This window comes from Mangrovimonas sp. DI 80, assembly GCF_001975575.1.
Classification (GTDB): Bacteria; Bacteroidota; Bacteroidia; order Flavobacteriales; family Flavobacteriaceae; genus Mangrovimonas_A; species Mangrovimonas_A xylaniphaga.
In genome coordinates, this window is sequence record NZ_MSDT01000005.1 from 102550 (window position 1) to 126346 (window position 23797).

21 protein-coding genes are annotated in these 23797 nt (G+C 37.7%); 10 read left to right on the forward strand and 11 right to left on the reverse strand.

Going from position 1 to position 23797, the window contains the following annotated elements; translation table 11 throughout:
* Positions 1-16: 16 nt before the first annotated feature.
* On the forward strand, positions 17-901 hold the full coding sequence (locus BKM32_RS10165; RefSeq protein WP_053977973.1) for a hypothetical protein: 885 nt from the start codon (positions 17-19) through the stop codon (positions 899-901).
* A gap of 65 nt (positions 902-966) precedes the next feature.
* Here BKM32_RS10165 and hutI read toward each other — a convergent pair whose 3' ends face one another.
* Complete coding sequence (gene hutI / locus BKM32_RS10170; RefSeq protein ID WP_076663705.1) at positions 967-2205, reverse strand: imidazolonepropionase; 1239 nt, start codon at positions 2203-2205, stop codon at positions 967-969.
* Positions 2206-2340: 135 nt separating this feature from the next.
* Positions 2341-3738 carry a class II fumarate hydratase gene (gene fumC / locus BKM32_RS10175; protein ID WP_076663706.1) on the reverse strand — a complete coding sequence of 466 codons (1398 nt, stop codon included), beginning with the start codon at positions 3736-3738 and terminating at the stop codon, positions 2341-2343.
* Positions 3739-4018: 280 nt separating this feature from the next.
* Between fumC and BKM32_RS10180 the strand changes: the two genes are divergently transcribed.
* The 4 genes from BKM32_RS10180 to BKM32_RS16480 all read left to right on the forward strand — a co-directional run bounded on the left by BKM32_RS10180 (position 4019) and on the right by BKM32_RS16480 (position 5956).
* Positions 4019-4660 (forward strand): peroxiredoxin, encoded by a 642-nt coding sequence (locus tag BKM32_RS10180; protein WP_076663991.1) that lies wholly within the window; start codon positions 4019-4021, stop codon positions 4658-4660.
* A 20-nt stretch (positions 4661-4680) separates the two neighbouring features.
* On the forward strand, positions 4681-5112 hold the full coding sequence (locus BKM32_RS10185; protein ID WP_076663707.1) for a VOC family protein: 432 nt from the start codon (positions 4681-4683) through the stop codon (positions 5110-5112).
* An 11-nt stretch (positions 5113-5123) separates the two neighbouring features.
* Entirely contained in the window at positions 5124-5564 is a 441-nt protein-coding gene (locus BKM32_RS10190) for an SRPBCC domain-containing protein (protein ID WP_076663708.1), read from the forward strand.
* Positions 5565-5779: 215 nt separating this feature from the next.
* Positions 5780-5956 (forward strand): hypothetical protein, encoded by a 177-nt coding sequence (locus tag BKM32_RS16480; protein ID WP_168155232.1) that lies wholly within the window; start codon positions 5780-5782, stop codon positions 5954-5956.
* A gap of 74 nt (positions 5957-6030) precedes the next feature.
* Here BKM32_RS16480 and BKM32_RS10195 read toward each other — a convergent pair whose 3' ends face one another.
* The 7 genes from BKM32_RS10195 to BKM32_RS10225 form a co-directional block, all read right to left on the reverse strand.
* Positions 6031-8553, reverse strand: coding sequence for a TonB-dependent receptor domain-containing protein (locus BKM32_RS10195; RefSeq protein WP_076663709.1), 2523 nt, complete (start codon positions 8551-8553; stop codon positions 6031-6033).
* A 2-nt stretch (positions 8554-8555) separates the two neighbouring features.
* The gene (locus tag BKM32_RS10200; RefSeq protein ID WP_076663710.1) at positions 8556-8975 is read right to left on the reverse strand and encodes a hypothetical protein; all 420 of its coding nucleotides are present in this window, start codon (positions 8973-8975) and stop codon (positions 8556-8558) included.
* 92 nt (positions 8976-9067) lie between these two features.
* The gene (gene arsC, locus BKM32_RS10205) at positions 9068-9409 is read right to left on the reverse strand and encodes an arsenate reductase (glutaredoxin) (RefSeq protein ID WP_076663711.1); all 342 of its coding nucleotides are present in this window, start codon (positions 9407-9409) and stop codon (positions 9068-9070) included.
* A gap of 5 nt (positions 9410-9414) precedes the next feature.
* A protein-coding gene (prfB, locus tag BKM32_RS10210; protein ID WP_123812102.1) for a peptide chain release factor 2 occupies positions 9415-10522 on the reverse strand; the annotation gives its coding sequence in 2 pieces (ribosomal slippage) (positions 9415-10458 and positions 10460-10522; 1107 coding nt in all).
* A gap of 62 nt (positions 10523-10584) precedes the next feature.
* Positions 10585-11460, reverse strand: a complete 876-nt coding sequence (locus BKM32_RS10215) for a transglutaminase family protein (protein WP_253187449.1) — start codon at positions 11458-11460, stop codon at positions 10585-10587.
* A 39-nt stretch (positions 11461-11499) separates the two neighbouring features.
* Entirely contained in the window at positions 11500-12444 is a 945-nt protein-coding gene (locus BKM32_RS10220) for an alpha-E domain-containing protein (RefSeq protein ID WP_076663713.1), read from the reverse strand.
* Between the two features lie 6 nt (positions 12445-12450).
* Complete coding sequence (locus BKM32_RS10225; RefSeq protein WP_076663714.1) at positions 12451-13917, reverse strand: circularly permuted type 2 ATP-grasp protein; 1467 nt, start codon at positions 13915-13917, stop codon at positions 12451-12453.
* A 227-nt stretch (positions 13918-14144) separates the two neighbouring features.
* Between BKM32_RS10225 and BKM32_RS10230 the strand changes: the two genes are divergently transcribed.
* Positions 14145-16550, forward strand: coding sequence for a zinc-dependent metalloprotease (locus tag BKM32_RS10230; RefSeq protein WP_076663715.1), 2406 nt, complete (start codon positions 14145-14147; stop codon positions 16548-16550).
* Between the two features lies 1 nt (position 16551).
* Positions 16552-17574, forward strand: a complete 1023-nt coding sequence (locus BKM32_RS10235; protein WP_076663716.1) for a low specificity L-threonine aldolase — start codon at positions 16552-16554, stop codon at positions 17572-17574.
* Between the two features lies 1 nt (position 17575).
* Here BKM32_RS10235 and BKM32_RS10240 read toward each other — a convergent pair whose 3' ends face one another.
* Positions 17576-17899, reverse strand: coding sequence for a YbaB/EbfC family nucleoid-associated protein (locus tag BKM32_RS10240; protein ID WP_053992475.1), 324 nt, complete (start codon positions 17897-17899; stop codon positions 17576-17578).
* A gap of 122 nt (positions 17900-18021) precedes the next feature.
* Between BKM32_RS10240 and BKM32_RS10245 the strand changes: the two genes are divergently transcribed.
* From BKM32_RS10245 to BKM32_RS10255, 3 genes are all read left to right on the forward strand, one after another.
* A complete protein-coding gene (locus BKM32_RS10245) occupies positions 18022-20085 on the forward strand; it encodes a S9 family peptidase (protein WP_076663717.1) in 2064 nt (687 codons plus the stop codon).
* Between the two features lie 72 nt (positions 20086-20157).
* Positions 20158-21192, forward strand: a complete 1035-nt coding sequence (locus tag BKM32_RS10250) for a PLP-dependent cysteine synthase family protein (protein ID WP_076663718.1) — start codon at positions 20158-20160, stop codon at positions 21190-21192.
* A 154-nt stretch (positions 21193-21346) separates the two neighbouring features.
* Complete coding sequence (locus BKM32_RS10255) at positions 21347-22606, forward strand: aminotransferase class I/II-fold pyridoxal phosphate-dependent enzyme (RefSeq protein WP_076663719.1); 1260 nt, start codon at positions 21347-21349, stop codon at positions 22604-22606.
* A gap of 52 nt (positions 22607-22658) precedes the next feature.
* Here the strand turns inward: BKM32_RS10255 and BKM32_RS10260 are convergent, their stop codons facing one another.
* The gene (locus BKM32_RS10260) at positions 22659-23774 is read right to left on the reverse strand and encodes a GNAT family N-acetyltransferase (protein ID WP_053977957.1); all 1116 of its coding nucleotides are present in this window, start codon (positions 23772-23774) and stop codon (positions 22659-22661) included.
* Positions 23775-23797 lie beyond the last annotated feature (23 nt).

The following is a 23797-nucleotide window of genomic DNA, read 5'->3' on the forward strand; positions in this document are numbered from 1 at the left end:
TAAAAAAAGAACAATTATGGAGAATACAAACAGTAAGAGTACGGGATTAAAGGTAGCCATTGGTATTTTATTGGTTCTGTTTATCGGGACTGGATTTTATACTTCTAAACTGTACACTGACAAAAAGCAAACTGAAGCTACACTAATCAAGGAAAAAGATCAGGTGATGGCCGATTTAACCAACATGGCAAAGCAGTATGACATTGCTATTAATGAAAATCAAGTAGCCAATGAGAACTTGGTAGAAGCTAGAGAGCGTATCCAAGGCTTGATGGATTCATTAAAAATCTCTCAAAACAGTGTAAACAGTCTTTGGAGATACAAGAAGAAGTTTTTAGCCCTTCAGGAAGAGTTTGATCAACTTTTGGTTGAAAACGACCAATTGAAAGCTGAAAAATTGCTTTTGGCAGCGTCTTTGGACAGTACACAAGTAGAATTGGCAGAACGTACCATGTTTACGGATTCTCTTTTAGTTGAGAATACAGAATTGGCAACCGTAATGGCTAATGCTTCTACTTTACAAACAGTAGGTTTGAAGGGTTTTGGAGTTATTGAAAGAAGCTCAGGAAAATTGATTCCTACTGAAAGAGCTCGTAGAAGTGATAAAATTAGAGTTTGTTTTACCGTTGCCAAAAACACTTTGGTAGGAGCGGGCGACAAAGAATTGTATGTTCAGGTTTTGGATCCACATGACAATGTATTGGGTGCCAATGAGCAAATTCAATTTGAAGATAAAGTGTTAAACTATAGTTTGATAAGCAAGTTTAACTACGAGAACAGAAGTTTGAATATTTGTGAGTTTGTTGCTCCAGCAGATGAGAACTTTGAAGAAGGACGTTATGTAGTAAACGTTTTCAATGAAAAAGAATTAATATCTACTACAGAGTTTACACTTCAGTAAACCACAGATTTTGATTGATTGATAGCAAAAAGCCGAAAGTTAAACTTTCGGCTTTTTTAATATGATTATTTCAGAAGTTGGCCATTAATGATGACTTGATCTATCAAATTATCTCCAAAGGCATAAGGTAGGTATTCGTAGCCTGAAATAGGTTTCGTAATAATAACATTTGCTTTTTTACCTCTACAAATACTACCGTACATATTACTAATTCCCATAGCGTAGGCTCCGTTAATAGTTGCTGCATTAATCGCTTCCTCTGGAGTCATTTTCATTTTAATACAAGCAGTACTTACTACAAAGTTCATATTGCCACTTGGCGTAGAACCAGGGTTATAATCGGATGCCAAGGCCAAAGGTAATCCAGCATCAATAATTTGTCTGGCAGGTGTATAAGGAATGCTTAAGAAATAAGAGCAGGAAGGCAGCGCCACCGGCATGGTATTACTGTCTTTGAGGGCTTCGATATCTTCGGGGACCATTTCCTCCAAATGGTCTACGGACAACGCATTGTATTTTACGCCTAATTCAACGCCTCCAAAGGCATTAAATTGATTCACATGAATTTTGGGAATGAGGTCATGTTCTATTCCTGCTTTAAGGATGCGTTCTGTATCTTCCAAGGAAAAATATCCTTGTTCGCAAAACACATCTATATAATCAGCCAATCGATCTTCAGCAGCTTTCGGAATCATTTCATCAACAACCAAATCCACAAAGCCTTGCTTGTCATTTTTATATTCTGTTGGGACTGCATGAGCCGCCAAAAGAGTGGGTTTGATAAAGGCTAGGGATTCCTTCTTTAAACGTCTGATGACACGTAACATTTTGAGTTCGGCAGGAACTGTCAATCCATAACCAGATTTTATTTCAACTGCACCTGTTCCAAGTTTGATAACCTTGTTCAAACGCTCCAAAGATTGCTTGTAAAGTTCCTCTTCGCTTGTGTTTTGTAGTTTTTCAGCAGAATTTAAAATGCCGCCACCACGGCTAGCTATTTCTTCATAGCTAAGCCCATTGATGCGGTCTACAAATTCTTTGGAACGGTTGCCTGCATACACAATGTGGGTATGTGAGTCGCACCAAGAAGGGAGCACTGTTTTGCCCGTAGCATCAATAACCTCTTCGGCGTAGATGTCTTCACAATCTTCCATGGGGCCAAACTCCACAATAGTGTCATGTTCAATAAGTAAATAGGCGTTTTTTAGGGTTGGTAAGACTTTCATATCCTTACCTTTTACAATGGTTACATTGGTTTCTCGAACCTGTACCAATTCCTTAATGTTTTTGATAAGTATTGACAAAACGTAGTATTTTTTTCAAATTTCTTCAATTTTTTGTTAAAAAAAAAGCGCCGACATCAATTGTCGGCGTTTTCATCTGATATTATGATATTTATCAGTTTTTGAATATTGGAGCCAATTATTTGATACTTCCAATTATTTGATACTTCCAATCATATCTTCTGGTTTCACCCAAGCATCGTAGTCTTCTGCGGTTACATACCCTAAATTGATGGCTTCTTCTTTTAAAGTAGTACCATTTTTATGGGCAGTATTGGCAATTTCAGCAGCTTTATAATAACCAATTTTGGTGTTCAAAGCAGTTACCAACATCAAGGAGTTGTTCAGTAATTGCTTGATAACGGCGTGGTTTGGTTCAATACCAGAAGCACAGTGCTCTTCAAAGCTTACACAGGCATCACCCAAAAGTTGTGCAGAGTGCAATACGTTGGCAGCCATCATTGGTTTAAATACGTTCAACTCATAGTGTCCTTGTGTACCTCCAACAGTTACAGCAACGTCATTACCCATTACTTGGGCACAAACCATAGTTAAAGCTTCACATTGGGTTGGATTTACTTTTCCTGGCATGATAGAACTTCCAGGTTCGTTTGCTGGGATGATGATTTCTCCAATTCCTGAACGTGGTCCAGAAGCCATCATTCTAATATCGTTGGCAATTTTATTCAAGGAAACAGCCAATTGTTTTAATGCTCCGTGGGTTTCTACCAAGGCATCGTGAGCCGCCAAAGCTTCAAATTTGTTGTGGGCAGACACGAAAGGCTGGTTAGTGAATTTTGCAATGTATTCAGCAACCAATTCAGAATAACCTTTAGGTGTGTTAAGACCAGTACCAACAGCGGTTCCTCCAAGAGCCAATTCAGCTAAGTGAGGTAAGGTGTTTTCTAAAGCACGTAAGCCGTGATCCAATTGCGATACATAACCAGAAAACTCTTGACCTAAAGTAAGGGGAGTGGCATCCATAAGGTGGGTTCTACCAATTTTTACCACATCTTTAAAGGCCAATGATTTTTCGTGAAGTGTGTTACGTAATTTGATTACTCCGTGAATGGTGTTTTCTACAATTTTCTTGTAGATAGCAATATGCATTCCCGTTGGGAACGTATCGTTGGAAGATTGTGACTTGTTTACGTCATCGTTAGGTTGAATGGTTTTTTCTCCCTCTCCAATCACTTTTCCTGCAATTTGGTGGGCTCTATTGGCAATAACCTCATTAACGTTCATGTTACTTTGGGTTCCAGAACCAGTTTGCCAGATTACCAACGGAAATTGGTCATCATGTTTTCCTTCTAGAATTTCATCACATACTTGAGCAATTAAGTCCCTTTTTTCTTCAGAAAGTACCTCAAGGTCACAGTTGGTATAAGCCGCCGCTTTTTTCAAGTAGGCAAATCCATAAACGATTTCCAATGGCATCGAAGCAGGTGCTCCAATTTTAAAGTTGTTTCTTGAACGCTCGGTTTGTGCACCCCATAGTTTGTCTGCAGGCACTTGTACCTCACCCATGGTGTCTTTTTCTATTCTATAATTCATGATGATTAGGATTTTTATTTAAAAACACAAATTTAAGTTATTTGAAGGTGAATTAATAACGAATCAGCAATTATTGACAGTGGTTTTCTATATCAAATTTGAATAGTGTTTGAGATAAAAATTCCTTGTATTTATGGTGAAAGTTTGGGTATGAAAAAGGTAGTTGACAGGTATTTTAAGATGTTGAAATTAAGATAAATAAAAAGTGATGTTTGTGTTAACTGTTTCGTTTTCAGAAGCTTTATTGCTACCTTTAAAGAGGAATCAAAAAACAATTATTATGGCAGCATTACGATTAGGAGATGAAGCGCCCAACTTTACGGCGCAATCATCCGAAGGAGATATCAATTTTCATGAATGGCTGGGGGATAGTTGGGGGATTTTATTTTCCCACCCAGCCGATTATACACCAGTGTGTACCACCGAATTAGGGACCGTGGCTAAGTACAAGAAGGAATTTGACAAACGCAACGTTAAAGTGGTAGCTTTGAGCGTAGATGGACTGGAATCCCACAAGGGATGGATTGACGATATTAACGAAACACAGAATACAACTGTGAATTTTCCAATCATCGCAGACGAAGATAGGAAAGTGTCAGAGCTTTATGAAATGATACACCCTAATGCCAGTGAAAAGTTTACGGTAAGATCGGTGTTTGTGATTGATCCGGATAAAAAAGTAAAATTGATTATTACATATCCAGCGTCTACAGGTAGAAATTTTGATGAACTATTACGCGTGATAGATTCTTTGCAGCTTACGGCTTATCATAAATTGGCAACGCCAGCTAATTGGCAAGCAGGCGATGATTGTGTAATCTCACCCTCGGTAACTACAGAAGAAATCGCCAAATTGTTCCCAAAGGGTTATACCGAAGTGAAGCCCTATTTACGTATCACACCACACCCAAACCTTAATTAAGGTGAAATAGTTTTGAAATTATGGCAGCTATAAATCCTTATTTGACCTTCAACGGTAATTGCGAAGAGGCATTTAACTTTTACAAATCGGTTTTTGGAGGGGAGTTTGTGTATTTGGGAAGGTTTAACGAAATTCCTCCAGGGGAAAGCGGACCGGGAATTCCCGAAGCGTATCAAGACAAGATCATGCATGTTTCTCTCCCTATTGGGAAACATCACATATTGATGGGAAGTGACAACCATCCTGCTTATGGAGAGGTGAGTTTTGGACAGAACATTAATATTTCAATTTCAGCGGAAACCAAAGAAGCAGCGGATAAATTGTTTAACGGCCTTTCGGAAAACGGTCAAATTACTATGCCGATGGCCGATGTATTTTGGGGCGACTATTTTGGAATGGTGATAGACCAATTTGGTGTGATGTGGATGGTGAGTTTTAATAAAAATGCTTAATAATTTAAATTATGTTACAGACAATTGCGTTTTCTACTACTATTGAAGCGCCAAAAGAAAAAGTTTGGAAGGCCCTTTGGGAAGATGAGAATTACAGAAACTGGACAAGTGTATTTACGGAAGGTTCCCATTTTGAAACCGATTGGAAAGAAGGAGGCAAGATTTTGTTTCTGGATGGAAAAGGTGAGGGGATGTATAGTAAAATAGATAAAATGGTTACTAATGAATTAATGGCTTTTCAACACTTGGGAATGTTCAAGGATGGTAAAGAGCAACCACTTGATGAACAAACAAAATCTTGGGCAGGTTCCAAAGAGATTTATACATTGACTGAAAATGAAGGAAACACTTTGTTGGAAGTCAAGTTGGATACGGTGCCTGGTTTTGATGGTTATTTCAATGAGACATTTCCGAAAGCGTTAAAAAAGGTAAAGGAATTATCTGAAAGCTAAATGTTATCAAGAATGGTATTTGAATACATTTTTGTATTTGAAACAAAGCAAAACATGTGTAAGTTATTTACATATAATACTTTAAAAGCTGTTTGTTTTCTTGTGTTTTTGCCCTCATATGGACATTCCTAATATTATGTTAATAAAATTCATTCTCTTATTGTAAAACAAAACACTTTGTGTTATCTTTGCGGAAGTTATAAAAAAGACACCACATGTTTGAGTTTGATCAGTATTTAGGATTTTTAGCATTTTTAACCATATTGACTATTGGATTCTGGTTAATGATATTTTTATTGACGTTTGTAATTCCTTATTGGATTGGAGGAGCTTTAATGGAACGTCTTAAAGAAATGAGAGAAGAAAAAAAGGCAAGTCGTATTAACAGTTAATATTCGATTGTTTTTTTACAATATAAAAAAAGGAAGCCAAATGGCTTCCTTTTCTTTTTGTAGTGATTTTGAAGTTATCCTTCAAAATCCATGTCGTCACCACCATTGTTTTCACGTCTTTGACGTTGCTTTTGTTGGTTGAAACGGTATATAAACGATAAGTTTATAGAGCGCTGACGCCATTGGCTCTCACTGTATCTTGTAAAGAACTCGGTTGTTGTTAACGAAGTTCGTTTACGAGAATTAAATACGTCTCTTACGTTTAACGAAATAGTGGCATTGTCTTTAATAATCTCTTTACTAAAGGCCAAATCCATAGAGAAAATCCCATCGGTATCACTTTGTGCATCCTGCACAGCACCTCTATAATGGGCGTTGGTTTGCCAATCTATTTTGTAAGGTAGAGTAACTTTAGAGCTAAATCTTGCAAACCAGCTGTTGTTCTTGGCACTATAGTCTACACCATTAAAGTCTCCATCTGTATTAAACTGGAAAAAGTTAAAGCTTGTATTTAATCGCAACCATTGTTTTGGATTGTATAGGATTCCAAATTCTCCACCAGTTCTTGTATTTGTAGAAAGGTTTATTGGAATGGTTCTGATTACTTGTATGCTTTGATTATTCTCTTGATTTGCAATTTCTTGAACTCGTTGAAACGAATTGGTTTCATGTTGATAATATACCGAAGCCGTAAAGGTCAATTTATCCCAACGTTTTAAATAGCCCAAATCAAAGGCACTCGCAAAGGCTGGTTCTAGGTTAGGATTACCTTGAAATACATTGGCACTACTAGATCTGGTAGGGAAGGGGTTGATAAACCAGCTTCTAGGTCTGTTGATTCTTCGGTTGTATCCAAAAGAAATGTTCTCTTCTGAATCTGATGAGTTTCCTGAAAGGTTGTAAATCACATTCACCGTTGGGAACAATCCTAAATAGTCCTTCTTAAAGTTGGTTTGGATGGGAAATCCAAAGGCAGTGTTCAAATCTTCTTCAGATAATCTGGAATCAATTTTTCCCTTTATTTGTGTCTGTTCCAAACGCAATCCAAAAAGGAACGAAAACTTTCCAAACTTGTTTCCGTATTGCGAATACACAGCATTAACATTTTGTGTGTATTCAAAAATATTGGAATAGGTATCGTTTAACTCATATATACCATTATAATCATTATCCTGTTCAAGTATATAATCTGTAACCGCATTATTAAAATTCCCTCGATAACCAGCTTCAAAACGACCATCTTTTCCTAATGGTAATACATAATCTGTTTGGATAAGGAATTCATTTTTATCTTCTATTGAAAAGATTTGTTCAGGTACTATAAGTTCTGGATCATCTTCATTTGTAAAAACATAGTCTTCCTTAATAAAAGTGTATTGGTTTTCATGATCGTTTTCGTATTGAAAATCGGCCGTAATTTGATGTCCTTCTTTATTGAAATGGTTGATGTAATTCAAAGAGAATTGGTAATTGTTGTCATCTTCAGTTTGTTTTTCACGACGAAGCGTTTTTTCAACCTCTGTACCATCATTATCGTAGCGCTGGCTATTGTTTGTGGAAAGATCGGCATCTTCCCCGTATCTATAGAATACACTACCAGTAAGCGAAGAGTTTTCCGTTAGGAAATATTCAATCCCAATGTTTCCGTTATAGTTCCTGTTTAAGCGCTCCATTTCTTGCTTTTCACGAATACGACGGAATTCAGGCTCCTCAATCACACCATCTTCTTCCTTGTCAAAATAGTTCACATCTCTGAAGAAATATCCAGGCGCATCAAAATAACGCCACCCAATATTTGAGAACAAATTGAACTTTTCGGTTCTATAATTAAGGTTGGCAGTTAACCCAACATTATCAGGTGTACCAAGGTTAAAGTTCACGGAACCATTGAAACCAAGGGTCTCTTTTTGACGTAAGATGATGTTCAAAATCCCAGCAGTACCTTCGGCATCGTAGCGCGCAGAAGGAGAGGTGATTACTTCTACGCGTTCAATGGCTTCAGCCGGCAACTGACTTAAAATATTCGAGTCTCCAAAACCTGCCATTGCAGAAGGTTTTCCGTTGATTAAAATACGCACGTTCTCGTTACCACGCAGACTAATAGCTCCTTCGGTATCTACAGAAACGGAGGGCACATTATTTAAAGCGTCGCTGACCGTACCACCAGCCGTGGTGATGTCTTTTCCTATATTATAGATTTTTTTATCCAGTTTGATTTCCACAGAAGTACGTTCGGCAATTACTTCCACTTCATTTAAGGATTCCACGTCCAATGAAAGGTTGATGGTTCCTAAATTAGTGTTGTGGTCTAAAGTTCTATTTTCTAGTGTTTTTTTCTTGTATGAAATATATTCAATAGAAATGTTATAAGTTCCTGTGGGCACTTTTATGGAAAAATTACCTTCCGTATCGGTAACTCCTCCAGTGGTTATTTTGTTTTCTTTTGTATTAAAAAAGGAAACCGTGGCATATTCCAATGGAAGGTTCACATCGGCGTCCATAACCTTTCCTGTAACTACAATTTCCTTGTGTTTTTGGGCGTAAATACTGTTGTTTAAGCAAATTAAAGCAATAAGGGTCGTTAATAAATACTTCATTTCTAGTTGTCAGCTTTTTTTCTCTTTCGTTTGTTTTTTTTATTCTTCTTAATTTGCTCTTGTGGATGTTGGACAGCGTCTTGAACTTTCTGGATGGTTTCTTCCGAACAAATGTCTTTTAAATCTGCAAAGTGGGTTCTGTCAAGTTCGGCAAGTTGTTCTTGTAGAACATAACTTTCCAAACGAGCCTCATAAAGCTCTTGCTTGGCATCAAAATAGGAGTAGAGTTTTTGTTTGATAATGTGTTTTTGGAAGTCGTCCACTTCCAAACTATCTACTAATTCTTGAATGAAATTTTCTTTTTCCTCTTCTAGTTTTTCTTTGTAGCGTTCCATTTCCCTTTTTTGGCTGTCGCTAGTTTGGGAAACTACTGCAGTTGTTCCTAAAGTGAAGAGTATAAAAAACAAAATTAACCTATGCATAAACCTCTATTTTTACGTGTTTGACCGCAAAAATAGCTTAAGGTTTAGCCAGCATAGGTTAAAGTTATGTTAAAGAAACCCTAAGGAAAGGGCTATAGAATGGTAAGGATTTTGGAAGCAGGCCTTCCAACAACGGCCTTGTTTCCTTTAATAACTATTGGACGTTCAATAAGTTTTGGGTTGTTTGCCATAGCCGTAATGATGTCGTCATCGCTAAGGTCTTTCCCTTTAAATTCCGTTTTCCAGATAGCTTCATTTTTTCTAACCAATTCAATAGGTGAAATCCCCAAGAGTTTCACCAAGTTGGCCACTTGTGTTTTGTCAGGAGTGTCTTCAAGATATTTAATCACCTTAAATGGCGCTCCGTAAGTTTCTAGGATTTCAATGCCTTCTCGGGATTTGCTACATCTTGGGTTGTGATAAATCTCAATCATGTTGTTTATAAATTTTCGGGAGCTTCCTGTTGTCCCATCATCATTAAATATGCTTTTAAAAATGGTTCGATATCGCCATCCATAACGGCATCTACATTACCTGTTTCATGAGCCGTACGGACATCTTTCACCAATTTATATGGATGCATTACGTAGTTTCTAATTTGGCTTCCCCACTCAATTTTCATTTTACCGGCTTCAATGTCTTCGCGTTGTTCCATCTGTTTTTGAAGCTCAATTTCATATAACTGCGACTTCAACATTTGTAAGGCTCTGGCACGGTTGTCGTGTTGCGAACGTGTTTCGGAACAGGAAATCTGAATCCCAGTAGGTTTGTGAACAAGTTGTACTTTGGTTTCCACCTTGTTTACATTTTGTCCTCCCGCACCACTGGATCTTGCGGTTGTAATTTCAATATCGGCAGGGTTGATCTCAATTTCAATAGTATCGTCCACTAAAGGATACACATACACCGATACGAAACTGGTGTGTCTTTTGGCATTACTATCGAAAGGAGAGATACGCACCAATCGGTGTACACCGTTTTCACCTTTTAGCCAACCAAAGGCAAAATCGCCTTCAATTTCCAAGGTTACTGTCTTAATACCGGCTACGTCACCTTCCTGAAAGTTCAGTTCCTTTACTTTGAATCCGTTTTTTTCGGCATACATCAAATACATACGCATAAGCATGCTTGCCCAATCGCAGGATTCTGTCCCTCCAGCACCGGCAGTAATTTGCAATACAGCACTTAAACTGTCACCTTCATCAGACAACATGTTTTTGAATTCCAAGCGTTCAATAAGCTCTAAAGCGCTAGCATATTGCGCGTCTACTTCTTCAGCAGAAACATCATCGGCTTTATAGAATTCGTAAAGGACTTCTAAATCTTCAACCAGTGTTTTTGAAGTGTTGTAGTCTTCAACCCATTTTTTCTTCTCCCGGAGGGATTTCATGATCAGTTCGGCTTGCTTAGAGTCGTTCCAAAAATTAGGGTCGAATGTTTTTTCTTCTTCGTTAGAAATTTCGATTAGTTTGGCATCAATGTCAAAGATACCTCCTCAACGCTCCCAGGCGTTCTACAAGATCTTTTATTTGATCGGATGTAGTCATAAAGATTAATTTTTTTTCAAAAATAACACACATTTTTGAAATGACTAAACCTTTGGTGGCTTTTATTGTTCGTAGGTGACTTCTACGGAATGTTGGGTTTCATTTTTTCCTGTAGAATAAATGACACCTTTAATTGGGGAACAATCGTTGTAATCTTTTCCATGCGAAACCTTTATGTGGTTGTGATCGGCCAAAATATCGTTGGCAGGATCAAAACCAACCCATCCCACTTCAGGAATATAAGCTTCTACCCAAGCATGCATTTGTGAATCTCCAAAAAAGCCATCTCCTTGATGTAGGTAGCCCGAAACATATCTGGCAGGAATGTTGTTTTGACGTGCAATGGCAATAAACAGATGCGAAAAATCTTGGCAAACTCCATGACGGTGTTCAATGATTTCATCCAATAAAGAACCAATATGGGTCACACCAGCTTTAAAATAGATATATAGGTAAGTCCATTTGTTGAGGGCAACAAGATTATCCAAAATTGAAATTGACGGATCAAATTTATAGAGGTCAAGATGTTTAGATGGAAGTTTGGTAAGCTCTGTGGGGGTAAGGTAACTTTCGTGTTCAATTTTGAAGTTTAAACTATTGATAGCTTCAAATTCTTGTGAAGGCTCCAAATTGGAAGTAAATTGAAACGGATTAATTTCCTCTTTGGTCAATTTAAATTCCGCTTCAAACTGAATATCTCCAAAAGGTTGCTTGCAATGAATCCTAGCCGTTTGAAAGTTGTAACCGTTGATGGATTTTTCGATTCGGGCATTAACGGAAGTTTTAAAATCACTGAACACCAACTTTTGGGAAACATTGTTTTCAGGAATGATCATAAATTGCCAATATGCCTCAAAAACTGGGTTTTCGTAGGTGTTATTGGACTTATATTTAATAGTGTAGTCAAATGCCATGTCTTCAATAAAATAGGGATGCAAAAATAACCTATTGAGAGGAACAGTTTGAGTTAAAAAAAGTTAATAGTTGAAGTATTCATAATCTAATTTTGTGCAGATGTTCGCTAAATCCTGCAAAGTGTAATCTATAAATTTGGAAACATCTGTTTCAATTTCTTCCACGGTTTTAAATTCGTATTCTGCTCGCATTTTTCCAACAAGAAACGCTGCCGATGCTTTGTCTCGTTCCTTTAAGGAATCTATGGTTGCCATATGGTTTTGTATTTGATTCAAGGAATTCATCACAGACCTGGGGCAATTTGGGTTGAGTAACAAAAATTCCAGCGTAGTGTTTTGATTAGGCGTTTTTTTATAAAACCGTCTGTTCATATCGTAAGATTCGCAACACTTTAAAAGCGTGGTCCATTCAAAACTGTTTTCAATAGGCTTAGAATAACCTCCCAAGGCCTTTTGGGCGTCCTCATGTTTGGTTTTGATGATGCGGATGATTTGTGTGGCGCGTTCAATGTTGATTCCTAAGAGCACCAAGGCATAAATTTCGTCGTGTAATAAGGTGCTGCGTATTCTTCCCCTTAAAATAGAGGTCTGCTCTATAACATGTGTAGTAAAATCGTGAAGTCCACTTTTAATTAAAAGTTCCTTAGGGAAATCATTGACATAGTGGTAAAACTTATTAATGGATTCGTAAAATTCTGTGGACATGGAATCTCTGGAAGTATTGGCATTTTCCCGTGCATATTTTATGCAATTAAAAATGGAATAGGGCTTTTTGGGGTTTAAGCCTACATTATAAATGATATCTTCCTCACTGAGATCTTTTTCTTTTTTCGGAACATCCCCAACCATTGTGGCTATGGATTGTAGTACAAATTTTCGGGACTGGGATAGTTTATTCGGTGCATCAAGCGACGAAAAGTAATTCACGTTCATAAAACGGGCTGTGTGTTCAGCACGTTCAATATAACGTCCCATCCAAAAAAGATTATTGGCTACTCTTGCTAGCATATTGTGTTATTTTTTTAAAACCCAGGTATCCTTGGAGCCTCCTCCTTGCGAAGAATTCACAATTAGATTTCCTTTCTGCAGTGCAACACGTGTTAGTCCGCCTTTAAGTACAAATTCCTTATTGTTACCCAAAAGCGTAAAGGTTCTTAGGTCGATATGGCGTTGCTCAAAGGAATTGGAATCTTCAATATAAGTGGCATGTACAGAAAGTGACATGATGGGCTGTGCGATGTATTTTCTAGGGTTTTCCTTAACGACTTTTTTTACGTTTTCAATTTCCTCTTTAGTGAGTTTGTTTCCAATGGAAATACCATAGCCACCAGCTTCGTCTACCGGTTTTACCACCAATTTGTCTACATTTTCCAAGACATACTTTAAATCGTCTGGGCGACTACAGTGGTAGGTGTGAACATTGTTAAGAACAGGTTTTTCGCCAAGGTAAAACTTAATGATTTCTGGCATATAGGTGTAAATGGCTTTGTCGTCGGCAACCCCTGTTCCTGGAGCATTCACCAAACTGACATTCCCTTTTTTGTAGGCTGCAAACAGTCCTGGTACCCCAATGGCTGAGTCTTGCCTAAATTCCAAAGGATCTATAAAGCCATCGTCAATACGGCGGTAGATAACATCTACTTTTTTAGGACCAGTAATGGTTTTCATATAGACGAAATCATTTTCCACAAACAAATCACGACCTTCCACCAATTCTATTCCCATGGTTTTGGCTAAGTAGGAATGCTCATAATAGGCCGAGTTGTAAATGCCGGGCGTAATCACCGCACAGGTTGGAATGTCAACGCCATGTGGTTTTACCGATTCCATGATTTCCAATAAATTTTCGGCATAATTGGTGACATTATGGATTTGGTAATGGTTAAACACCCCAAACAAAGCGCGCTTCAAAGCGTTTCGGTTACAGATAACGTAGCTAACCCCAGAAGGACATCTGATATTGTCTTCAAGAACATAGTAGTTGCCATCGGAATGTTTTATGAGATCGGTTCCTGAAATATGGTTATAAATACCACCTGGAGGATCCAAATCCTGCATTTGTCTCAAGTAGTTGGCCGAGGAACTGATAAGCTCCATAGGAACTATTCCAGCTTTGATAATTTGTTTGTCGTGGTATAAATCCCAAAGGAAAGCATTCAAGGCTTTGCTGCGCTGCAAAGCTCCTTTTTCAATGGTTTTCCATTCTTTGGCTTCGATGATTCTAGGAAATAAATCGAAAGGGAAAATCTTTTCCTGAGTTTGTGAATCCCTGTAGACCTGAAAGGTAATTCCTTGATTGAAAAAGGCGGCTTTGGCCTTCTCATTCAAAGCAGCATAGTCTGAATTGGAATGGTCTCTATATAGTTCAAAGATTTTCTTGTAGGTTTTACGAACTTTTTTGTTGTCATCAAATATTTCATCGAAAAGGCCTTCATTTTTGATGTACGAGGAAAATAATGGATTTGTAATTTTCGATTTCATTTGTGCTAATTTTCTCTAAAATAAAGATAAGTTTTAACTTAAGTTGGTTGAAAAATGTAATAATAGATGTATAAAAATGAGGTTTTTGTAATTATTTGGTGATTAATTAATAAAATACTAAAAAGGAGTTGGAATTCAAAAAAGCCCATCTTAGACACTTCACAATTTTTGGTAATAATTTGAATACGCCATTTAAATAATTAGTTTTATAGACTAATTTATTTTCTATGAAAAACAAGCTTTTAGCAATTTTATCCTTTCTCTACATATCTTCAGTATTTTCACAAGTTCTGGAAGGGAAGCAATTAGAATCCTATAAGGGATTCTTTAATTTTTACTATGAAGAAGCACAGGACAAGATTTATTTGGAAGTAAATAAATTGGATACTGAATTTCTGTATGTGAATTCCTTAGCCACAGGAGTTGGTTCTAATGATATTGGTTTGGATAGGGGGCAGCTAGGGGATAACCGTGTTGTAAGCTTTACCAAAGCAGGAAACAAACTGTTGTTGGTTCAACATAATTTGGACTATAGAGCCAATACAGACAACGACTTGGAGAAAAAAAGCATTGAGCAGGCTTTTGCAAAATCGGTGCTTTATGGCTTTAAGATAGAAAAGGAGAGTAATGGGGCGTATATTATTGATTTGACCCCTTTTTTATTGGAGGACAGACACGAGGTAGCCAATACACTGAAACGTTCTAAAGAGGGAAACTACAAGGTAGATTTAAGTAAGAGTGCCTTGTCTTTGGGGCGAACAAAGGCATTTCCTGAAAATGTAGAATTTGAGGCCTTGTTGACTTTTTCGGGAGAGCCTTCGGGAACTAAACTGAGAACCGTTACACCAACGCCATCTTTAGTGAGTGTGATTCAACATCATTCCTTCGTGGAGTTGCCAGATGATGGCTATCAACCAAGGGGTTTTGATCCCAGAAGTGGGGCGATTTCCATTTCCTATTTAGATTATGCTACCCCAATTCAAGAGCCTATAAAAAAACATTTCATCATTAGACATCGATTGGAAAAGCAGTTTCCAAATGAAAAGGTAAGTGAGGCCAAGGAACCTATTATTTATTATTTGGACCCTGGTACTCCAGAACCCGTGCGTTCTGCTTTATTGGAAGGAGCAAGTTGGTGGAATGAAGCATTTGAAGAGGTTGGTTTTAAAAATGCTTTTCAAGTAAAAATGTTGCCTGAGGATGCAGATCCTATGGATTGCAGATATAATGTGATTCAATGGGTGCACCGTTCAACTCGCGGATGGAGCTACGGAAGTAGTGTGATAGATCCTAGAACAGGCGAAATCATCAAAGGTCATGTGAGTTTGGGGAGTTTAAGGATTCGTCAGGATTTTATGATTGCGCAGGCTTTATTTAATCAGCCATTTGTCAAGAGTGATGATAATTACCAACCAATGTTGGAAATGGCATTAGCAAGAATTAGGCAGTTGAGCGCGCATGAAGTTGGGCATACCTTGGGTTTTGCCCATAATTTTGCTGCTAGTGCCAATGACAGGGCTTCAGTGATGGATTATCCGCACCCGCTAATTGAGCTTCAAGGAAAGAATATTGATTTATCTAATGCCTATGCAACGGGAATTGGAATCTGGGATAAGGTTACAGTAGCCTATAGTTATTCTGAATTTTCGAATTCAACAAATGAAGGAAAAGCTTTAAATGCTATTTTGGATAAAGCCCAAAAGGAGGGACTTCGTTTTATTACAGATTCTGATGCTAGAGCACAGGGAGGTGCCCATTTGTTGGCCCATTTATGGGATAACGGAGAAAGTGCTTCTGAAGAATTAAATCGAGTGATGAAGGTTAGGGAGCAAGCCATAGCCAATTTTTCAGTGGATAATATCAGGACTTATGAGCCTTATTCGGTTTTGGAAGATGTATTTGTGCCACTGTATTTCTTTCATCGATATCAAACAGAGGCTGCCACAAAAGTAGTGGGTGGTTTGGATTATAATTATGCGGTCAAAGGCGATGGACAATTAACTGGAAAAATAGTGGATGCCAAAGTTCAAAAAGAGGCTTTGGAAGCTGTTTTAGGAACACTATCTGCGGAACAATTGGCAATTCCGAAGGATAAATTGGAATTATTTCCGCCACGGGCTTTTCAATATAACAGAGGGCGCGAATCCTTTTCAGGAAAGGCGGGCGTAGCTTTCGACCCTTTAAGCGCAGCGTCCACCTCAAGTGAGATGACTTTAAAATTGTTATTACATCCAGAAAGAGCCAATAGATTAGTGACGCAAAAGAGTTTGGATAAAAATCAAATAGGTCTGGAAGACGTTTTAAATGAATTGATTGAAAAGTCGTTTCATCAATCATATAAAAATGCTTATTTAGATGAAGTTCAGCAAATGGTGAATGTGAATGTTTTAAAATATGTAATGAATTTGGCCGTTACCGAAAAAGCTTATTTTCAAGTGAATGCCATCGCAAGTAATGCTTTGGAAAATATTTCCGCAGAGCTAAAACAAAGCAAAAACAACTATGCTTCGCATTACAATAGATTGATAGCTGAATTCAATAAAGAACTTAAGGAATTTGAGCTTGAAGAAGCCCCTAAAATTCCAGATGGATCACCTATTGGAACCAATATGTGTAATTATGTTTTAGATTAATATGATAGTAGATTTAAGAAGTGATACGGTAACAAAACCAACTCCAGAAATGATGGAGGCCATGATGGCTGCTAAAGTGGGTGACGATGTGTTTAGGGAAGACCCAACGGTCCTTGAATTGGAAGAACGCATAGCCAGTATGTTCGGAAAGTCAAGTGCTTTGTTTTTCCCTTCTGGAAGCATGGCCAATCAAGTGGCCATAAAATTGCATACCAACCCAAGTGAACAGGTAATTTGCGATAAATATGCCCATATCTATAATTATGAAGCTGGAGGAGCTTCGTTTCATAGTGGTGTTTCCTGTAAATTAATTGACGGTTACAGAGGTATGTTTACGGCCAATCAGGTTAAGGAAGCTATCAATCCTCCACAATATTATTACAGTCATACTTCCTTGGTGGAAATTGAAAACACGACCAATAAAGGCGGTGGTGCGTGTTGGGATTTTAAGGAATTGGAACGTATAAAGGAAGTCTGTAATGAGAATCAATTGGGATACCATTTGGATGGTGCCAGATTGTGGAATGCTTTGGTGGCAAAAGAGGAAAGTACCCAACAATACGGTGGGCTGTTCGATACCATTTCGGTGTGTTTGAGTAAAGGTTTAGGCTGTCCAGTAGGTTCTGTGTTGGTTGGTGATGCGGATATCATGGAGCACGCTATTCGTTACAGAAAACTTTTTGGTGGGAATATGCGTCAAGTGGGATTTTTGGCAGCAGCTGGACTGTTTGCTCTAGATCATCATATTGAAAGGCTTCAGGAAGATCACGACAAAGCCAAAGAAATTGGAGCAGTTTTAAAGGAACTTCCGGTTATTAAAAGCATTGAGCCAATTGAAACCAACATTGTAATTTTTGAGTTGAATTCGGGCGTTGAAGAGGAGGTTTTTGTTAATGCTCTAAAAGAAAAAAACATCCATATTATTGGAATGGGAGGGGGAAAACTAAGAATAGTCACACATTTGGATTATACATCGCAAATGCATGACTATTTTTTATTGAGTTTAAAAACTTTGAAATTTTAACTTATTTGAACATGTCCATTCCTGGAATGTTTGGCATTCCTTCTTTAGCTACAGCAGCAATTTCGGTTTCGTTAACGGTAGTGGCGCGCTCGATGGCCTTGTTAAGGGTTAGCAGTAAATAATCTTCCAACATTTCCTTGTCCTCAAGCAATTCATCGTCAATGGAAATGGATTTTATGGTTCTGTTGGCGGTGATGGTAACTTTCAATTTATTGTCGTTACTGGCTTCGTCAATTAATACCGTATTTAGGCGCTCTTTAGTGGCTTCAACTTTCTTTTGGGCTTCCTGTAATTTGTTCATCATGCCCATCATATCTCCAAACATAATATTCAATTTTATGGTTTCCTGCAAAATTACCAATTCTCTCCAAAAAAAGCATTAATATTAAGTTAACACCCAAATTGTAATTAAAACCCTATTTTTGCACTCTTCAAAAATTAAACTTAATGACACAAGTAAAGGTACAGCCCCCTGTTGCTAAACGTATTCCTAAAGAGTTAAAGATTCACGGCGATGTTAGATTAGACGACTATTTTTGGTTGAATCAACGTGAGGATCAGGAGGTTCTTGATTATTTGAATGCCGAAAATGCCTATTGTGATGAACTGACGGCTCATACCAAGGAATTTCAAGAGCATTTGTTTGAGGAGATGAAGTCTAGAATCAAGGAAGACGATCAATCTGTACCTTATAAATACAATGGTTATTGGTACATTGTAAAATACGAAACAGGAAAAGATTACCCTATTTACATAAGAAAAAAGGAAACTCTAGAAGCTGAGGATGAACTGCTTTTTGATTGTAATGAAATGGCACAAGGTCATGATTATTTTCGATTGGTGGGACTAAATGTGAGTCCAGATAATACACTTATATCCTTTGGGTTGGATACTGTTGGACGTAGGAATTACACCTTGAAAGTGAAAAATTTGGTAACCAATGAAATATTGCCGGATAGTATTGAAAACACCACAGGTTCTGCTTCTTGGGCCAATGATAATATTACATTGTTCTATACTAAAAAGGACACAGAAACCTTAAGATCTGACAAGATTTACAAACACAAGTTAGGCAATGATGAAACCAATGATACGCTTGTGTTCCATGAAGCGGATGATACCTTTGGGGTGACCGTATACAAATCCAAATCAAGAAAGTATTTGGTAATAGCTTGTTACAGTACTTTAACGAACGAATACCATATTTTGAATGCCGATACACCTGACGAAAGTTTCAAATTGTTCCAAGAACGTATTAGGGGAGTGGAATACAGTATTTCGCATTATGGTGATAACTTTTATGTGGTAACCAATTCAGATAACGCAACCAACTTTAAGTTGATGAAAACCCCTGAAACGGCTACCGGAATTGAAAATTGGCAAGAAGTCATAGGCCATCGTGAGGATGTGTTGATTGAAGATATTGACATTTTTAAGGATTTCTTGGTAGTTAGTGAGCGTAGTAATGGATTGAATGAAATAAGAATTATCCGTTGGGATGGTACAGAAGATTATTACCTTCCTTTCGATAACGAAACCTATACAGCTTATACAGGAACCAACGTAGATTTTGATACCGATATTTTAAGATATGGCTACAATTCATTGACAACGCCATCATCTACCATAGATTTCAATATGGTTACCAAAACAAAAACGGTAAAGAAAGAACAGGAAGTTTTGGGTGGTAAATTCGACAAGGAAAATTATGTTTCCGAGCGTATTTGGGCCACTGCTGATGACGGCACCAAAATTCCGATGTCTATGGTGTATCGCAAAGGAATCAAAAAGGATGGCAGTAATCCATTGTTGCAATATGCCTATGGTTCTTATGGTTCAACCATTGATCCTTATTTTTCAACCATTCGTTTAAGCTTGTTGGATCGTGGATTCATTTATGTGATTTCACATGTTCGTGGTGGTGAATATTTAGGACGCCAATGGTATGAGGATGGAAAATTATTGACCAAAACCAACACGTTTACAGACTTTATTGCCTGCTCAAAGCATTTGATATCTGAGAAGTATACTTCTAAAGAGCATTTATATGCCTTGGGAGGCAGTGCAGGTGGTTTGCTTATTGGAGCTGTTATAAATTTGGCACCTGAACTTTACAAAGGGGTAATTGCCGCCGTACCTTTCGTGGATGTGGTTACCACCATGTTGGATGACAGCATCCCTTTAACTACGGGAGAATACGACGAATGGGGGAACCCGAATGAAGTGGATTATTACAACTACATGAAATCCTATTCACCTTATGACAATGTCAAAGCCCAAGATTACCCCAATATTTTGGTGACCACTGGTTTGCACGATTCACAAGTGCAATATTGGGAACCAGCTAAGTGGGTAGCTAAACTAAGATTATTGAAAACCGACAGTAACAAATTACTGCTTAAAACCAATATGACTGCAGGTCATGGCGGGGCTTCAGGACGTTTTGAAGCCTTAAAGGAAGATGCCGAAGAGTACGCATTTTTGCTGGACCTGGAGAATATTAATAACTAGTTAAAAAAAAAACGTTATTTTTGCGAGGTTTTAGGTGACATTTTTTTAATTTGTGACTGATAAATAGCATTTATGAAAGAAAACTTACAAGTATTTGATAATGTGTTGGAACTCATAGGGAAAACACCACTTATCAAATTAAACAAGATGACTTCAAACTTCGATGGTGACTTCTATGCTAAAGTAGAAGCTTTCAATCCAGGACATTCCTCTAAAGACAGAGTTGCACTGCACATCATTGAAGAAGCAGAAAAAAAAGGAATTTTGTCACCGGGAGATACCATTATCGAAACTACTTCTGGAAATACTGGATTTAGTGTGGCAATGGTGAGTATTATCAAAGGCTACGAATGTATCCTTGCGGTGAGCTCAAAATCTTCAGCAGATAAAATTGACATGCTGAAATCAATGGGAGCAAAAGTTTATGTTTGCCCAGCCCATGTGAAAGCAGATGATCCTCGTTCGTACTATCAAGTAGCTAAGCGTTTACACGAAGAAATTAAAGGCTCTGTCTACATTAACCAGTATTTCAATCAATTAAATACAGATTCTCACTACAATAGCACGGGTCCTGAAATTTGGGAACAAACCGAAGGTCAAATCACGCATTTGATTGCTTGTAGTGGTACAGGAGGAACTATTTCAGGAACCGCTAAGTACCTGAAAGAGCAAAATCCAAATGTAAAGGTGATAGGAGTGGACGCTTATGGGTCGGTATTGAAAAAGTACCACGAAACCAAAGAGTTTGACGAAAAGGAAATCTATCCATACAGAATAGAAGGTTTAGGAAAAAACCTGATTCCTTCAGCTACAGACTTTGATGTTATCGATAAATTTATCAAGGTAACAGACGAGGAAAGTGCCCATACTGCTAGAGAAATATCAAGAACTGAAGGTCTTTTTGTGGGCTACACCAGTGGTGCTGCCATGCAAGCCATTAAGCAATTAAGTGCTGAAGGTGAGTTTAAAAAAGGCGATAAAGTTGTTGTGATTTTCCCAGACCATGGATCACGTTATATGAGTAAAGTATACAGTGATAAGTGGATGGAAGAACAAGGTTTCTTTGATAGCAAAACTGAAATCGAAGCGATTCAATACGTAAAATAAGATTCATAATTCAGTAAGAAAGCCTATCATATAACCGTTTAGATGATAGGTTTTTTTGTGCATTAAAATTATGAACACAAGTTTATAAATTAATTATGCAAAGCGGATAGAATTAACTAATTTTGCCGCTATAACTAGACAAATTTTAGCTTTAATGAAAGATTTATTTGATAAAATATACAAGGATAAGGGACCTTTAGGAAAATGGGCCTCTCAGGCTGAAGGCTATTTTGTATTTCCAAAATTGGAAGGACAAATTTCCAACAGGATGAAATTCCAAGGAAAGGAAGTTATCACTTGGAGTATTAATGATTATTTAGGATTAGCTAACCACCCAGAAGTTCGTAAAGTAGATGCCGAAGCTGGTATCGCTTATGGTTCAGCGTACCCAATGGGTGCTCGTATGATGTCTGGTCACACAGATTTGCATGAAAAATTGCAGAGTGAGTTGGCTGATTTTGTAAATAAGGATGCTGCTTACCTTTTAAACTTTGGTTACCAAGGAATGGTATCTACCATTGATGCTTTGGTTTCTAAAGATGATATCATCGTTTATGATGTAGATGCACACGCCTGTATTATTGACGGTGTTCGTTTGCATATGGGGAAACGTTTTACCTATAAGCACAATGATATTGAAAGTTTAGAGAAAAACTTAGAAAGAGCTACTAAAATGGCTGAGCAAACCGGAGGAGGGATTCTTGTAATCTCTGAAGGAGTATTCGGTATGCGTGGAGAGCAAGGAAAATTGAAGGAAATTGTAGCCCTTAAAGAAAAATTCAACTTCCGCTTTTTGGTGGATGATGCACACGGTTTTGGTACTCTAGGAAAAACTGGAGCTGGAGCAGGTGAGGAGCAAGGAGTTCAAGATGGTATCGATGTATACTTTGCAACGTTTGCTAAGTCCTTGGCCAGTACAGGAGCTTTTATTGCCGCAGATCAAGAAATCATAGATTACTTAAAATACAACTTACGTTCTCAGATGTTTGCCAAGTCATTGCAAATGCAATTGGTGGTTGGAGCTTTGAAACGTTTGGATATGTTGAAAACTATGCCAGAGCTTAAGAACAAGCTTTGGGAGAATGTAAACGCATTGCAATCTGGTTTAAGGGACCGTGGTTTCGATTTGGGAACTACACAAAGTTGTGTAACCCCGGTTTACCTTAAAGGAAGTATTCCGGAAGCTATGGCTTTAGTTAAGGATTTACGTGAAAACTACGGAATTTTCTGTTCTATCGTAGTTTATCCTGTAATTCCAAAAGGGTTGATTCTTTTAAGAATGATTCCAACGGCTACTCATACCATGGAAGATATCCAAGAAACTTTAGAGGCTTTCTCATCAATCCGTGAGCGTTTGGAGAATGGAACTTATAAAAGACTTTCTGCTGCTGTTGCCGCTGCAATGGAACAGTAATTAGAAAAACTATAAAATAGAAAAGCCACTTTTTAAAGTGGCTTTTTTTATGCTAGAAATCTTTTCTGTAGGTTCTGCGTCGTTTTGTTATTGGCGATTCAAAGTTTTTCCACAATTGGTGAATGGCTATGTTTTCTTCCAGTTCAGGGGTCCTTATACATCGCTTTACACCATCTTTTCTGAAGGAGTCGTAGAATTCTTTAAAAATTAGAGCAGTAACACCCTTGTTTTGGTATTCAGGATGCACGCCTATTAAATAAAAGACGGCTTCTTCGCTATGTTTTTTAGCCTTCAATAAGTGATAAAATCCAAATGGGAACATTTTTCCTTTAGCTTTTTGTATGGCTTTCGAAAAGGAAGGTAATACTATGGCAAACGCAATGATATTATCGTCTTTATCCAAAATGAATTTGATATAATTAGGGTTGATCAAAGGGATGTACTTCTTTTTAAAATAATCCTTTTGTTCTTCTGAAATTGCCACAAAAGAAGCTAGTTTGGAGTAGGTTTCATTGAACAGGTCAAACATTTTGTCTACATAAGGCAACAGCTCATCAATTTTTGTGAAATTAAGGGAACGAACACCATACCTTCTGGAAATAAGCGGAACCATTCTCTCAAATTGTTCAGTTTTTACCTTATCAACATCGAAATAACCTTCGATATATTCTTTCTGTTTAACGTAACCAAGTTTTTCGAGATGGGTGACGTAGTAAGGATGATTATACCAAGTAACCATAGTACTCAATTGGTCGTAGCCTTCGGTTAACACACCAACCTTATCCAAATTGGAGAATCCCATAGGACCTTCAATAAATTCTAATTTATGGGCTTTTCCGTATTCAATAACCTTATCCAAAAGTGCCTTGGTCACTTCTATATCATCAATAACATCAAACCAACCAAACCGCACTTTTTTGTCTTGGGATTTTACTTCGGTCCAGTTGATAATGGCTGCAATTCTTCCAACAATTTCATTGTTTTTGTAAGCTAAAAAATAAGAGGCCTGGGCATGCTTAAAAACTGGGTTTAATTCCGGATCGAAGCTTTCCACTTCATCTTTGATCATGGGAGGTACCCAATATTTATTGTTCTTATAAAGCTTGAAGGGAAATTTAACGAATGCTGTTAGGTCTTTTTTGGAATGTATTTCTTTTACTGTAATCATGTGTCTCCTCGGGCAAAATAATT